Annotated in this window: 14 protein-coding genes; 4 read left to right on the top strand and 10 right to left on the bottom strand. The window is 59.5% G+C overall.

Going from position 1 to position 12,865, the window contains the following annotated elements:
- Positions 1-17: 17 nt before the first annotated feature.
- Positions 18-359, top strand: coding sequence for a carboxymuconolactone decarboxylase family protein (locus tag ACI2KB_RS02140; RefSeq protein ID WP_108239170.1), 342 nt, complete (start codon positions 18-20; stop codon positions 357-359).
- A gap of 148 nt (positions 360-507) precedes the next feature.
- Here ACI2KB_RS02140 and ACI2KB_RS02135 read toward each other — a convergent pair whose 3' ends face one another.
- The 5 genes from ACI2KB_RS02135 to ACI2KB_RS02115 form a co-directional block, all read right to left on the bottom strand.
- Entirely contained in the window at positions 508-894 is a 387-nt protein-coding gene (locus tag ACI2KB_RS02135; protein ID WP_404630923.1) for a hypothetical protein, read from the bottom strand.
- Positions 884-1,858, bottom strand: coding sequence for a hypothetical protein (locus ACI2KB_RS02130; RefSeq protein WP_404630921.1), 975 nt, complete (start codon positions 1,856-1,858; stop codon positions 884-886). Before ACI2KB_RS02130 ends, ACI2KB_RS02135 begins: the two co-directional genes overlap by 11 nt.
- A 150-nt stretch (positions 1,859-2,008) precedes the next feature.
- Positions 2,009-2,872, bottom strand: a complete 864-nt coding sequence (locus ACI2KB_RS02125) for an SDR family NAD(P)-dependent oxidoreductase (RefSeq protein ID WP_404630919.1) — start codon at positions 2,870-2,872, stop codon at positions 2,009-2,011.
- 64 nt (positions 2,873-2,936) lie between these two features.
- On the bottom strand, positions 2,937-3,509 hold the full coding sequence (locus ACI2KB_RS02120) for a TetR/AcrR family transcriptional regulator (RefSeq protein WP_404630917.1): 573 nt from the start codon (positions 3,507-3,509) through the stop codon (positions 2,937-2,939).
- A 66-nt stretch (positions 3,510-3,575) separates the two neighbouring features.
- Positions 3,576-3,911 carry a hypothetical protein gene (locus ACI2KB_RS02115; RefSeq protein ID WP_404630915.1) on the bottom strand — a complete coding sequence of 112 codons (336 nt, stop codon included), beginning with the start codon at positions 3,909-3,911 and terminating at the stop codon, positions 3,576-3,578.
- A gap of 144 nt (positions 3,912-4,055) precedes the next feature.
- Here ACI2KB_RS02115 and ACI2KB_RS02110 point away from each other — a divergent pair, with 144 nt between their 5' ends.
- Positions 4,056-5,009, top strand: coding sequence for an aldo/keto reductase (locus ACI2KB_RS02110; RefSeq protein WP_404630913.1), 954 nt, complete (start codon positions 4,056-4,058; stop codon positions 5,007-5,009).
- Between the two features lie 132 nt (positions 5,010-5,141).
- On the opposite strand, the gene ACI2KB_RS02105 is transcribed toward ACI2KB_RS02110, so the two are convergent.
- The 5 genes from ACI2KB_RS02105 to ACI2KB_RS02085 form a co-directional block, all read right to left on the bottom strand.
- Positions 5,142-6,218: a nucleoside hydrolase gene (locus ACI2KB_RS02105; protein ID WP_404630911.1), complete on the bottom strand. Its 1,077-nt coding sequence runs from the start codon at positions 6,216-6,218 to the stop codon at positions 5,142-5,144.
- A 145-nt stretch (positions 6,219-6,363) separates the two neighbouring features.
- Complete coding sequence (locus ACI2KB_RS02100; protein WP_404630909.1) at positions 6,364-7,677, bottom strand: MFS transporter; 1,314 nt, start codon at positions 7,675-7,677, stop codon at positions 6,364-6,366.
- Between the two features lie 380 nt (positions 7,678-8,057).
- Positions 8,058-8,690 carry an N-carbamoylsarcosine amidohydrolase gene (locus ACI2KB_RS02095; RefSeq protein WP_404630907.1) on the bottom strand — a complete coding sequence of 211 codons (633 nt, stop codon included), beginning with the start codon at positions 8,688-8,690 and terminating at the stop codon, positions 8,058-8,060.
- Positions 8,691-8,833: 143 nt separating this feature from the next.
- Complete coding sequence (locus ACI2KB_RS02090; protein ID WP_404630905.1) at positions 8,834-9,652, bottom strand: alpha/beta fold hydrolase; 819 nt, start codon at positions 9,650-9,652, stop codon at positions 8,834-8,836.
- Positions 9,649-10,797, bottom strand: coding sequence for an FAD-dependent monooxygenase (locus ACI2KB_RS02085; protein WP_404630903.1), 1,149 nt, complete (start codon positions 10,795-10,797; stop codon positions 9,649-9,651). The genes ACI2KB_RS02090 and ACI2KB_RS02085 overlap by 4 nt, the downstream gene beginning before the upstream one ends.
- A 355-nt stretch (positions 10,798-11,152) precedes the next feature.
- Between ACI2KB_RS02085 and ACI2KB_RS02080 the strand changes: the two genes are divergently transcribed.
- Both ACI2KB_RS02080 and ACI2KB_RS02075 read left to right on the top strand, forming a co-directional pair.
- Positions 11,153-12,202 carry a 2,5-dihydroxypyridine 5,6-dioxygenase gene (locus ACI2KB_RS02080; RefSeq protein ID WP_404630901.1) on the top strand — a complete coding sequence of 350 codons (1,050 nt, stop codon included), beginning with the start codon at positions 11,153-11,155 and terminating at the stop codon, positions 12,200-12,202.
- 200 nt (positions 12,203-12,402) lie between these two features.
- Positions 12,403-12,861 carry a MarR family winged helix-turn-helix transcriptional regulator gene (locus tag ACI2KB_RS02075; protein WP_404630899.1) on the top strand — a complete coding sequence of 153 codons (459 nt, stop codon included), beginning with the start codon at positions 12,403-12,405 and terminating at the stop codon, positions 12,859-12,861.
- The last annotated feature ends 4 nt before the right edge of the window (positions 12,862-12,865 follow it).

Below are 12,865 nucleotides of genomic sequence, written 5' to 3'. Positions count from 1 at the left end.
TCTCAGGAGATACCACCATGTTCAGCAATTGGCCCGACCTTGTTTCTACCATCAAGAAATCCTTTGGCTCCCTGTCCAAATCCAACCCGAAAATGGTCAAGGCCTACATGGCTCTTGGCGATGCTGCGGCGGAGAACAACGTCCTCGACGCCAAGACGCGCGAGCTGATTTCCATCGCCGTGGCCATCACCACCCGCTGCGACGGCTGTATCGGCGCCCACTCCGAAGCGGCCATCGCCGCTGGCGCGACTCGCGAAGAAGTGGCGGCGGCGCTGGCCACCGCGATCTCGCTGAACGCGGGCGCGGCGTACATCTACTCGATGCACGCGTTGGAGGCGTATGACGCGTTGAAGAAGTGAGGGGGGCTTTCGCGCTTTAGGTAAGCGTTCGGCTTGTCGAAGGTTGCGATCATAAGGCGCTCCCCCTGTGGTAAGTAGTACGGCTTGCCGGCGGTGGCGGTTTTACTGACGCCACCGCCGGCAAGCGGACCGCCGCCCGGCCGGGCTGCTACAGGGAGAGGTCTATCTCGCCGGCCAGCACCAGCAGGACAAATAGCACCAGCATCAGAACTGACCCATTCACGAGAGGAATCGTTGCCCAACGCTTCAGGGATTTGGGCATACGTCTCACCTCTTCTGGATCGACCAATCCACGCTTTGCATAAAGTTTGACGAATATGATTGCGCTGGAGGCCATGGCCAGCCGGTACTGAAGCCCGATCAAGCCTGCGTTTTCCCACTGACGTTTAGTGTCCCTACAGAATTTGCTGTTCTCCAGCGCCTGTTCTATCTGTTCAAGCCTGAATAGCGCCACCCAGAACAGCGTTAACGCGTGAACGAAGAAGACGAGAGAGGTAAAAACAATGGCCAGTTCAAGCGCACGATCAGCGGTCATGGGTAGTTTCATACAGAACGGTGGTGATTTTTCCTCCACCCATTGAGCCCAATGTGCCTCCACCCCATGCCAGCAGTCCTCCCCCTACTAAGGCGCAGAGCGCTGTAATCATGCCACCCGAAGGAACCCCAAGCCCGATGCAGATCGCTGCACCTCCTGAAGCTCCAGCAGTTCCTCCTGCCCATGACCCGAGTATTCCTCCCGCTGCTTTCCCTGTCTCCACATACTTAGCCCTGCTACATTCCTCTTCTCGCCCAGTCGAACAAGCCTCCTTGATCTCCAACGCCCCCGCACCGACATCCAGCGCTATACCCACGTAAGTTCCCTTGCTCATCGCACTCGCCACTTTGGAAACGCCCTTAACGTTCTTGGCATAGTCTGCAATCTCGCCGGTGTGCAAGTAGCTCTTGCTCGAAATCCCGAGAATGCGCTTCATCTTCCCTTGATTATTCAGCCCGGTCCCAAATCGTCCGATGCCTTTCAAGTGGGTCTCCATCCGGGTGAACAATGTGCGGCGCTGCGCGAAAAACTGGTCATTGCTCAATCCACCAGCTCTCCAACGCTGATGGAGCGCTTCGATTTCCTTGAGCGTGCTTTCAACTTGGTTAAGGTGCTTGTTCCACGCCCCGGTGGCGGCACCGATTCCGATCGAGCCATAACTCATGATGCTCTGGATCATGTCGTAGTTGCGCAACATGACTTCATGTTCGCTGGGTAACGTCCACATCATCGACCAGCGCACGTCCTGCGCGAGCTGCATCAACTGCGCTTCTTCGAACGTGCACATATGTGCAGGTCCGTCACCTACGATAACCACATCGCCGGGCATGACCGTGCCATTGACAAGCTGGGGATTGAGTTGATCGACCTTGGCACGTGCGCTGACAGGAATGTCCAACAGGTGGTTGCGCAGGTAGGTGTAGTTCTGAACTCGCTCATTGACGAACGCATAGGGTTTGGACATGGCCGGGTCTCCTTTTCGGCGAAATGAGGAGGCGACCATAGGGGCGGAAATTGGCCGATGTCATTAAACAAACCGCTGAAAACGGCATGACTACGAGACTTTCGGAAAGCTCCTACACAGAGCTTCCCGAAGTCTCATTCGGCTGAATCCTTAGCGCTCCGGCAACTCAGCCACCGGCCCTGTTGCACTGAAATCCACCGACGCACTTACCGCTTTCCAGCGCTCGGCTGTCTCAGCCCTGTCGGCTTCCACCGGCGCCAGGTAATGCAGGGCGTCACTGCCCAGCAGCAGGCGCAGCGGCGGCTGTGCGTGCTCAGCCACTTTGAGGACGACCTGTGCAACGCGATCCGGGTCGCTGTTTTCGTTGCCTGCAATCTTGCGCAACAGGTCCCGCATCTGGCCGACGTTCTGCTCGTAAGCCGCCATGAATGGCACGTTGCTGCCACGGGCGCGTACCGCCCAGTTGGTGCGCATGCCGCCCGGTTCCAGGGTGGTGACGTGTATGCCCAGCGGTTTGACTTCTGCCGCGAGTACGTCCGAGAACCCGCCCACGGCCCATTTCGCCGATTGATAGGCGCTCATGCCCAGTGTCGCCAAGCGCCCGCCCACTGAGGAAATCTGGACGATGCGGCCCGCCCCCTGTTCCCGCATCACGGGCACAGCGGCGCGACACAGATTCACGACGCCAAAGAAGTTGGTTTCGAACTCCAGGCGGAAATCCGCTTCTGCGGTTTGTTCAAAGGGCAGCATGTGGCCGAAACCGGCGTTGTTGACCAGTACGTCCAGACGGCCGAAGCGTTCCACCGCTGCCTGCACTGCAGCTTTGGCGGCGGTGGGGTCGGTGACGTCCAGTTCGAAGGGCAGGATGTATGAGGGGTAGCGTTGGAGCAGATCGTCGAGTCGCTGAATGTCGCGGGCCGCCGCGAGCAGGCGGCCACCCGATTGCAGGACGGCTTCGGCGATGTTGCGACCCAGGCCGCTGGCACTGCCGGTGATCAACCAGACTTTGGACATGATGAATCTCCCAGTGGATTAGCTTGTGAGTGAGTAATCACTCAATTAATGGGTAAATAAAAACTCAATCCTTTGCGATTGCATTCCAATAGGCGGCGAAGCCCGCGTCGCAGTAACGCTCGGCGTGCTCCGGTTCGTTGCTCATGAAATCCATGGTGGTCTCGGCCAGCGAGCGCATGATTGCCGCGATAAAGGCCGTGGGCTGATCACGCAGTGCGCCGCAGGCAGTGCCTTCCTGCATGTGGCGATGGATGTCGTTGAACGCTTCGCTGCCAGACTGCTTGCTGGCATCGGTGACGCGGTCGGACATCATCAGCAGGGCCATGGCCTTGCGTTCCTGTGGATGGGCCACGCCCCAGCCGACATAGGTGTGCCAGGCATGGTGCAGTCGGGATTTGAGGTCGTGATCGCTCGGATAGCCCGGCATCATCACGTCGCGCAATTGGGCCTTGAGTTGCAGATAGACCTGATTGAGCAGGTCGTCCTTGGTTTCGAAATAATTGAACAGCGTCCCCTCGGACACACCCGCGCGTTTGGCGATCTTCGACGTCGGCGCGCCCAGGCCCTGTTCGGCGAACACGCGCAGAGCAGAGTCGATGAGGGCGTTGCGTTTGTCTTCGCTTTTCGGGCGTGCCATGAAAAATATCAAGTAATAAGTGAGTGGTTGCTCATTTATACGCCCGGTTTGGTGTAACTGCAAATGTCAGCCCATCGACGCCTGCCCATCGCCGATCTCCGCCGGGTAGAACTCGCCCTTCAGCCCCAGTGCATTCAGGCGTTCTCGCACGCTGTCTTCGATCGCCATGATTTGCTCCGGGTCATCGATATCGTCCACCACCAACCAGACGCCGTAGAGGTTCTGATCGTGGGTGCCTTCGCTGAGCATGTCGTGGGTGAACGCCTGGTCCGCGCGCCAGAGGCACATTTCGTCTTCGCGATGTCCGCTTTCGGCCAGCGCTTCGGCGGAAGTCAGCCAGACTTCCTTGTACGGCCTCAGGTCCGCTTCGGCGAGTTCTTGCAAGGTGATCACTGTTTTCATGTCGTGGCCTCCCGGGTCAGTGCTTAAGGTGTGACGCGCGAAGACGCGGTGCGTTCCATTCTCATGTCCGGGCGCGAGGCAGGGATGTTGAACCGATGCCGATCATCGAAGGTCGACCAATCTTTGTCCGATCAGGAGACTCCCATGACCGGCTCGCAGCTCTTTACCCGCAGGCGGTTGCTGACGCTCGCGGCGGGCGTTTCGGCAGCACTGGCGTTCGATTCGGCAGCGGCGGCCAGCAACGAACCTTCGACATCCAGCCCATCAGGAGGCCGAACAATGCTGACCCGAGACATCCCTTCCAGTGGCGAAGCGCTGCCAATGATCGGCGTAGGCACCTATCGCAATTTCGATGTCGGGCCTGGTCGCGAGGAATACCAGTCGTTGCCTCAGGTGCTTGACGCGCTGTTTCGGGCAGGCGGCACGGTCATCGACAGCTCGCCCATGTACGGTCGCGCCGAGCAGACGACCGGAGAATTGCTGTCGATCCATCGGCCACGCTCTCCCGCGTTTCTTGCCACCAAGGTATGGACCCGCGGGGGGAAAGAGGGTATCGCGCAGATGGAGGCCTCTTTTCGTCTGTTGCAGACCGATCGCATCGACCTGATGCAGATCCACAATCTGCTCGACTGGAAAGCCCACTTGCCGACCTTGCGCCAGTGGAAGGAGCAGGGGCGCATTCGCTACATCGGCATCACCCATTACACCTCGTCGGCCTATGACGAGGTGGAGGCGGTGCTCAAGGCTGAAAAGCTGGACTTCTTGCAGATCAACTATGCGCTTGACGACCGGGCTGTCGAAGCGCGGCTGTTGCCGTTGTGCCGGGAGCGCGGCGTGGCTGTCATCTGCAATCGACCGTTTGGCGGCGGCGGCTTGCTTGGGCGCTTGCGTGACACACCCTTGCCGGGCTGGGCGGGGGAGGTGCAGGCGACCAGTTGGGCACAGTTGGCGCTGAAATTTCTGATTTCCCACCCGGCGGTAACCTGCGCCATTCCGGGAACGGGAAATCCGAAATACATGAAGGAAAATGCCGCCGCTGCGCAAGGACCATTGTTGACCGATGCGCAGCGGCAGCAGTTGATGGCGTTAGTGGGGTGAAATAGGAAGACGGATGTACATTCTGTGGGAGTCGCGTCGGTGGCGAATGCGGTGTGTCAGTCACCCAATGTGATGCTGACCCAACGCATTCGCCACCAAGGCGGCTCCCACTGAGGAGCAGACGTGATCTGTTCAGCGCTTCACCGGCGCAGGCAGCGTCACCAGGTTCACGTACTCATCCCAGAACTGCTTCTGATCGACTGCGTACACCACTTTGGCCTTCTGCGTGCCCACTGGCGCGCCTTTCTTGTAGCCCATCGAACGCCCGTAATCCGGGCCGAAATGGGTGTCGACATCGACCCACAGATCCTTCGATTCGGTGATCAGTTCCGGGTGCACCAGGTACAGCGCAGGCAGGCTGTCCCAAGTGAAGCTGTGGTAATTCGGATCGTTGGCGAATTCAGGTCCGAGCACAGCTTTGTACAGGTCCGGGATGACCCCGGCTTTGGCCGTGATGCGCTGATAGACCGAAGCGTCGAAGATGACCTTCTCACACACGTCATTCGGGAAGATCACGTGCTCGATGGGCGAGCGTAGGACAATCCTTGCGGCTTCCGGGTCGAACCACCAGTTGAATTCCGCTGCCGGGGTGGTATTGCCGGGAATCTCGATGGCGCCGCCCATGTACACGATTCGCTTGATCAATGGCACGATTTCCGGCGCGCTGCGAATGGCCAGCGCGATGTTGGTCAACGGACCGACGGCGAGAATCGTGACTTGGTGAGGATTCTTTTTCACGCTGTCGACGATGAACTGAGCGGCGGATTCACTGCGCAGTTTCGTGTGCGTGGCCAGGCCGTCCGGCGGGGCAACCAGTTGCGAAGTCGAAGTAGGGCGAGGGTTCTTGAACGCCCCCGGCCAGCCTGCGCCGAACAGGGCTTTTTCCTGTTCATAGCTGGCGTAGTCGTGAAGCAGCGGGTAGGCAGCGCCCGAGTACACGCCGATGTCCTTTTCCACGCCCATACGCTCGACGGCCCTGAGCGCGTCGACCTGTTCCTGATCGACCCACGCATTGCCACTGACCAGCGTCATGCCCAGAAGGTCGATGCGTTTTTGTGCGTGCAGTTGCGCCAGCATGATGAAGGCCTGGCCGTCGTCGTTGAGAACGTTGAAATCAGTGTCGAAGATGATCTTTTCTGCGGCCTGCAAAGACGTGGCAGACAGGCCCAGGGTCAGGGCGAAGGCGCAGCGTTTGAGGAATGTGTGCATCATTTTTCCTTGTAGATGCGATCGGGCGAATACGTTTTGTGGAGCCGGCTTGCTGGCGAAAGCGGTGTGTCAGTCAATACTGATGATGCTGATCCACCGTATTCGCCAGCAAGCCGGCTCCCACAGATTGACGCGGTACGTCTGTTTATCGGTTAACCAGTTTCGCAGGCAACGCCACCACCAACAGGCTGCTCAACACCAGGCACCCGGCGAAGAACCACAACGCGCCCGCGCTGCTGCCGGTGACGTCGATGGCAATGCCCATCATCGAGTTGCTCACCAAACCGGCAATGTTCGCCAGCGAACAGGCCAGGGCAAAACCGGTCGCTGCTGCGCGGCCTTTGAGGAAGGTCGCAGGCAGGCTGAAGAACACCGGCACCGCGCCGATGATCGCGGCGGAGGCAACGGCGAACAACGCAACGGTCGCCACCACGTTATGGGTGAAAAAAGGGCTGGCACCCATGGCCACGGCACCGATCCAGAACGGAACGATGATGTGCCAGCGACGCTCGCGACGGCGGTCGGAACTGGCGCCGATCATCAGCATGCCAATCAGCGCGGCGACACTCGGCAAGGCGGTCAACACACCAATGTGAAACGTGTCAGTGACGCCTGCGTTCTTGATGAAGGTCGGCATCCAGAAGCCCATGGCGTAGGCGCTGAGCAGGATCGAGAAGTCGATACCGCCGAGCATCCACACTTTCAGGTTGAAGAAGCCGTCACGGAAACTGTGTTTGCTGTCCTTGCCCTCGGCCTCGTCCAGGCGCAGCTCGCCTTCCAGCAGGGTCTGTTCCTGGCTGTTCAGCCATTTGGCGTCTTTGGGTGCATTCGGCAACGCCCAGAAGGTCAGGACACCCAGCAACACGCTCGGCACGCCTTCGATCAAGAACAACCACTGCCAGCCGCGCAGACCGGCCGTCTGGTCGAAGTGGCCCATGATCCAGCCCGACAGCGGACCGCCGATGACGCTGGACAGCGGCAGGCCGATCATGAACAACGCGATGATGCGGCCGCGGCGGTAGGTCGGGAACCAAGTGGTCAGGTAAAACAGCACACCCGGCAGGAAGCCTGCTTCGGCAGCACCGAGGAAGAAGCGCAACACATAGAACTGCATCGGCGTGGTGACGAACAGGGTGCATACCGACAGCGCGCCCCACGTGATCATGATGCGGGCGATCCAGATCTTTGCCCCGATTTTTTCCAGCACCAGATTGCTCGGTACTTCAAACAGGATGTAACCCACGAAAAACAGCCCGGCACCGAGGCCGAATGCGGTTTCGCTGAAGTGCAGTTGGTCGAGCATCTGCAGCTTGGCGAAGCCGATGTTGATGCGGTCCAGGTAGGCAGCCAGGTAGCAGAAACACAGGAACGGAATGAGCTTCCAGGTGATCTTGTGGTACAGCGCTTTGATCGGGTCCGCGGCGTCAGCCGCAGAGGTTTCTACATTCGCAGAGGGCATGGGTGTCTCCTGGCGGTTCTTCGACCGTTGAGTGCAGTGGCGGCTGATAGTGCCTGTGTTCGCTGCATACTCATACGGCCTGTTGTGGTTTTTGTTTGCCGCGCATTCAGTACTTTGGCAAGCACCGGATGGCGACTTCCAAAGGCAGTGTCAGAAGACTGGACGGAGCACGCTGTCCAGTGGTGTGCGCATCCAGGGTGCGCGACCCGTGCTCTGTGGCCGGGTTCTATGGGTGAGCATTGCAATACGCGGTCGATCACCGATCTCTTTGTGGGAGCGAATTCATTCGCGATGAGGCGGTGGCAGGCGATAGATGAACATCGGCTGTACAGACGTCTCGCGAGTGAATTCGCTCCCACAGGGTCAGGACAAACCGCACCTTATTTGCTGAACTGTGTGATCGCCTCCTGTTTGCTGACGACATCCCCATACTTGCTGTCGATGTCGAACAGGTTCGCCTCATGGGGATCGGGGTGGCGATCGCCTACGCATTCGCGCACGACGATGGTCCGAAATCCGTGTTGCACGGCGTCTACCGCTGTGGCGCGGATGCAGCCGCTGGTCGAGCAGCCTGCCAGCACCACGGTGTCGATGCCTTGGGCGTGTAGCATCGAAGCCAGCGACGTACCGAAAAACGAACTGGCGTATTGCTTGCTGATCACCACTTCTTCCGGGAGTGGCAGCACTTCCTCGCAGAACGCCGCCAGCGGATTGCCTTCCACCATGTCTTTCATCACCGGGGCTTTTTTCACCCAGATGCCGCCGTCGGCGAAATGCGCCGGGTGGTAGCGGATGTTAGTGTGCACCACCGGAATGCCATGCTTGCGCGCGGTAGCCAGCAGCTCGACGCTCTCGGCCACTGCACTGACCACACCGGGCGCAAACAACGGCGCGCCGGGTTGGGTGTAGCCTTGCATGAAGTCGATCATCAGCAGGGCTGGTTTCTGCCCGAAACCGATGCGGTTGCCCCACACGCCCTGATAGTTGGCGTTGGCGGTTTGTTGTTCAGTCATTCCGTTCTCCTTGACCCGGTTGGGGGGCTGGTGAAATTCCTGTGGTAGTCGGCTTGCTGGCGAATGCTGCGTGTCATTCACAGATGCATTACCTGACACCCTGCATTCGCCAGCAAGCCGGCTCCCACGCGTTGAGTTCTGCGTTAACTCAGCGGCGTACCCAGAAAATCCCCAAACGCGGCAAAGAACCCCGGCAGGTTGTCCCATGGAATCATGTGCCCGGCGTCTTCCACGCGAACGATCTGAATCGCAGGTTGCAGCGCGCGAATTTCGGCTTCGTCCTCCGCCAGAATCACCCCGCCGCGTGTCGCGACGATCAGCAGGGTAGGGACCGGCAACTTCGGCAGGTCCTGATGGAAATCCTCTTCGTGGAAGTCGTTGAACGCGCGCACGATGGCCGGCTCGTAGCAGGTGTGCAGCCACTCGGCGCGCAACTGCAATTGCTCCTCGGTCCAGGTTGCGCAGAACGCGCGCATGTCGTCAGCCGTCATGCCTTGCTGCGACTGGCGAATCGAATCGACGTACCACGGCAGCTTCGACGGGTACTCGCGACGACCCGGCCCCGAGACCGGCGGGTCGATCAGCACCAGGCTTTTCAGGCCCTGGGCATTGCGAACAGACATACGTGCCGCGAAACGGGCGCCCATTGAATGACCGAGCAGGTGATAGCTGTCGATGCCCATGGCCTCGGCAAACGCGCTGATGTCATCGGCGCAGGTGTCGACGCTGTAATCCAGCTCCGGCCCGGTGGACGACAGGCCGCGACCGCGCGCGTCGAGCACGTAAGTGTCGAACGACTGGCCCAGATGCTCGGCCACGAAACCCCAGGTGATCGCCGGGCTGGTGATGCCGGGGATCAGGATCAGCGCCGGTTTGCCTGTGTGTTGCGGGCCACCGTAGCGCAAGTAGTGTTGACGAATGCCGTTGGCCTGGACGTTGCCGCCGTGGATAAAAGTGCTCACGCAGGCACCTCCGATTTCAGTGCTTGGCCGTAGAGGTCATAACCGAAGACCCACGCCGGATCTTCCTGAGTACGCAGCCAGGTGTTGGCGTTCGACACGGCCTGCACCCGGGAAGCGCGTTCCTTGCGGTTGGCTTCGTACAGGCTGAATGCGGTGCTGTAATCGGTCAGACCTGTTTCTTGCAGGCAGCGAGTAAGCATCGCGGCGTCTTCGATGGCCATGCCTGCGCCCTGGGCCATGTGTGGCTTCATCGGGTGGCAGGCGTCGCCTAGCAGCACCAGACGGCCACGGCTCCACAGCGGCAGCGGGTTGCGGTTGAGCAATGGCCACTTGGTCACGGTTTCGGTGGACTCGATAAGCGCCTGAACGGTGGGGTGATAACCGGCGAAGGCTTCGTACATCTCTGCCTGGCTGCTGTCGACGAAGTTACCGTCGAAGTCCCACGCCGGGTGCGGCACGCCGGTCACGTAGTAGTACTCATCGCGCTTGCCGGTGGTGTGGTAGACCATCATGTGACGGTCCTCGCTCCACCATTTCACGCAGTTTTCGAAGTCCAGGTTGTACTTGGTCAGCACGTCGCTGCGGATCAGCGCGCGATGGGCGACCCAGCCGCTGTACAGCGGTTTTTCAAAGCCGAGCAGTTCTTCGCGGATCTTGGAGTTGATGCCATCGGCGCCGATCACGATGTCGGCGTCGGCGTGGGTGCCGTCGGCGAAGTTCAGGCGCACGCCGTTGTCGCGTTCTTCAAGGGTGGTCAGGCATTTGCTGAAGTGCACGCTGCCCGGTGCCAGGGTCGACATTTGCAGCGCGTGCAGGTCGCCACGGTGCACGGTTATGTAGGCCGCGCCGTATTCCTTACGTGAGAACTCGCCCAGTTTGATGCGCGACAGGTAGTCACCGCTGGCGCCATCGCGGCTGAACCAGAAATCCGGGTGCGAGCCCATGTCGCTCAGTTGCTGCTCGATGCCCATGCGGCGAAAGATTTTCATGATGTTCGGACCCATGTGGATCCCTGCGCCAATACGCGAAAACGCCGGTGCCTGTTCGTAGACATCCACCTGGAAGCCCGCTTGCTGCAACAGCGTGGCGGCGGCAGCGCCCCCCAGACCGGCTCCGACGATGGCGATTTTTTGAGAATTTGGCATGGCGCGCATTCCTTCGTATTTCGTGAATCAGTGATGGACGGAGTGGCGAATCGGGTCATCGCCGTTTTGCGTTTTTAAAGTGTATACGCTGTTTTTTTGAAATGTGAATAGGTATTTCAAAAAAGACCTTATGACGTCGCAAATAGGTATGTCACCCTTTGTAACCCTCAAATTACGCGGGATGTGTGCATGAGTAACAAACTGGCGCGCCTATTGCAGACGGCCTTCAATTGATGTCTTATCGCTTTTAATTAGTGTGTACGCTTTAAAAACGCACTAGTCTGAAGCGCGATGCCTTTCAATGGTGCATTTGGGCTGTATAGATAAATAAGGCCGAATGACGAGGAGACGAGAGATGCCGGTAAGCGATTGCGAATTGACCCAGATGTTCGAGCACGTGCTGAAACTGTCGAAAGTCGACACGACCCAGAGCGTTGCAGTGCTCAAGAGCCACTACTCCGATGCGCGCACCGTGCGTGCCGCCATGGATGCCGCCCAGCGCCTGGGCGCCAAGGTGTATGCGGTGGAACTGCCATCGTTCAACCATCCCAAGGCGATGGGCAACGACATGACCGCCTACTGCGGCGACACCGCCTTGACCGGCAATCTCGCTGCGCAACGGGCGTTGGAAGCGGCGGACCTGATCGTCGACACCATGATGCTGCTGCATTCGCCGGAGCAGGAGCAGATCCTCAAGACGGGTACGCGGATTCTGCTGGCCGTCGAGCCGCCGGAAGTGCTGGCGCGCATGTTGCCGACCCTGGCCGACAAAGAGCGGGTGTTGGCGGCAGAGCAGGTGCTGAAAGGGGCACGCTCGATTCATGTGAAGTCCCGCGCAGGCAGCGATTTCCGTGCGCAACTGGGGCAGTATCCTTCAGTCACCGAATACGGTTTCGCCGATGAGCCGGGGCGTTGGGACCACTGGCCGAGCGGCTTTCTCTTCTCTTGGCCGAATGAAGAAACCGCTGAGGGCACGTTGGTCATCGACGTCGGCGACATCGTGCTGCCGTTCAAGAACTACGCTCGCGAGCAGATCACGCTGGAGATCGAAAAGGGCTTCATCACCAGGATTCACGGTGGTTTCGAAGCCGAATACCTGCGCGATTACATGAAGTATTTCAACGATCCGGAGGTTTACGGCATTTCCCACATCGGCTGGGGCCTGCAACCTCGCGCGCAGTGGACTGCCATGGGCCTGCACGACAAGAACGACGGCATGTGCATGGACGCCCGGGCGTTCTACGGCAACTTCCTGTTCTCCACCGGGCCGAACACTGAGGTCGGCGGGACGCGCAAAACGCCGTGTCACCTGGACATTCCGCTGCGCCATTGCGACATCTATCTGGATGATCAGGCCGTGGTGCTGGGTGGGGATGTGGTGGCGCCGGAGGCGTCGAAGGCCTGATCGAGACTTGGCATTGCGTCGCGGCATTCGCCAGCAAGCCGGCTCCCACGGCCTTCGGCCAGAAACAGATCTGCTTGAGACGCAAGATCTGTGGGAGCCGGCTTGCTGGCGAACGGCTTTTCCGGCAACGAAGATTCCCCTGTCACCCCACACCCGCTAATGTACCCACCATTCCCCACAGCCCGCCGAACGAGTCATCTGTGTCCACTGACAACCCTTTCAATAACGATCAGTCCTACACCTTTTCCGAGCAGGTCGGCCATTTGCTGCGCAAGGCCTACCAGCGGCACCTGGCGATCTTTCAACAGAACGTTGGCGATTCACAGCTCACGGCGGTGCAATTCGTCACCCTCTGCGCCTTGCGCGATCACGGTCCCAGCTCACAGACCGAACTGGTCAAGGCCACAGCGGTGGACCAGGCGACCATTCGCGGCATTGTCGACCGGCTCAAGGCCCGCGACCTGATCAGCCTCGACCCGGATCCGCAGGACCGGCGCAAGGTCATTTGCAGCTTGACCGACAGCGGCCTCCAATTGGTGCAGGAAACCGTCCCCCGCGCAGCGCAGATCAGCGAAATCACCCTCGGCAAGCTCAACCCCGCCGAACGCGTGGCGGTGTTGTTTTTGCTGCGCAAGTTGATTGATGAGCCGGAAGAGTAAGGCC

Source organism: Pseudomonas sp. NPDC088444 (assembly GCF_044900175.1).
Classification (GTDB): Bacteria; Pseudomonadota; Gammaproteobacteria; order Pseudomonadales; family Pseudomonadaceae; genus Aquipseudomonas.
Note: the sequence above shows the minus strand (reverse complement) of the source record. Positions and strands in the feature narration are given on the sequence as shown.

Bases quoted from the DNA above. Each gene is read 5' to 3' on its own strand.
- ACI2KB_RS02140 (WP_108239170.1), top strand. From the start codon at position 18: ATGTTCAGCAATTGGCCCGACCTTGTTTCTACCATCAAGAAATCCTTT.
- ACI2KB_RS02135 (WP_404630923.1), bottom strand. From the start codon at position 894: ATGACCGCTGATCGTGCGCTTGAACTGGCCATTGTTTTTACCTCTCTC.
- ACI2KB_RS02130 (WP_404630921.1), bottom strand. From the start codon at position 1,858: ATGTCCAAACCCTATGCGTTCGTCAATGAGCGAGTTCAGAACTACACC.
- ACI2KB_RS02125 (WP_404630919.1), bottom strand. From the start codon at position 2,872: ATGTCCAAAGTCTGGTTGATCACCGGCAGTGCCAGCGGCCTGGGTCGC.
- ACI2KB_RS02120 (WP_404630917.1), bottom strand. From the start codon at position 3,509: ATGGCACGCCCGAAAAGCGAAGACAAACGCAACGCCCTCATCGACTCT.
- ACI2KB_RS02115 (WP_404630915.1), bottom strand. From the start codon at position 3,911: ATGAAAACAGTGATCACCTTGCAAGAACTCGCCGAAGCGGACCTGAGG.
- ACI2KB_RS02110 (WP_404630913.1), top strand. From the start codon at position 4,056: ATGACCGGCTCGCAGCTCTTTACCCGCAGGCGGTTGCTGACGCTCGCG.
- ACI2KB_RS02105 (WP_404630911.1), bottom strand. From the start codon at position 6,218: ATGCACACATTCCTCAAACGCTGCGCCTTCGCCCTGACCCTGGGCCTG.
- ACI2KB_RS02100 (WP_404630909.1), bottom strand. From the start codon at position 7,677: ATGCCCTCTGCGAATGTAGAAACCTCTGCGGCTGACGCCGCGGACCCG.
- ACI2KB_RS02095 (WP_404630907.1), bottom strand. From the start codon at position 8,690: ATGACTGAACAACAAACCGCCAACGCCAACTATCAGGGCGTGTGGGGC.
- ACI2KB_RS02085 (WP_404630903.1), bottom strand. From the start codon at position 10,797: ATGCCAAATTCTCAAAAAATCGCCATCGTCGGAGCCGGTCTGGGGGGC.
- ACI2KB_RS02080 (WP_404630901.1), top strand. From the start codon at position 11,153: ATGCCGGTAAGCGATTGCGAATTGACCCAGATGTTCGAGCACGTGCTG.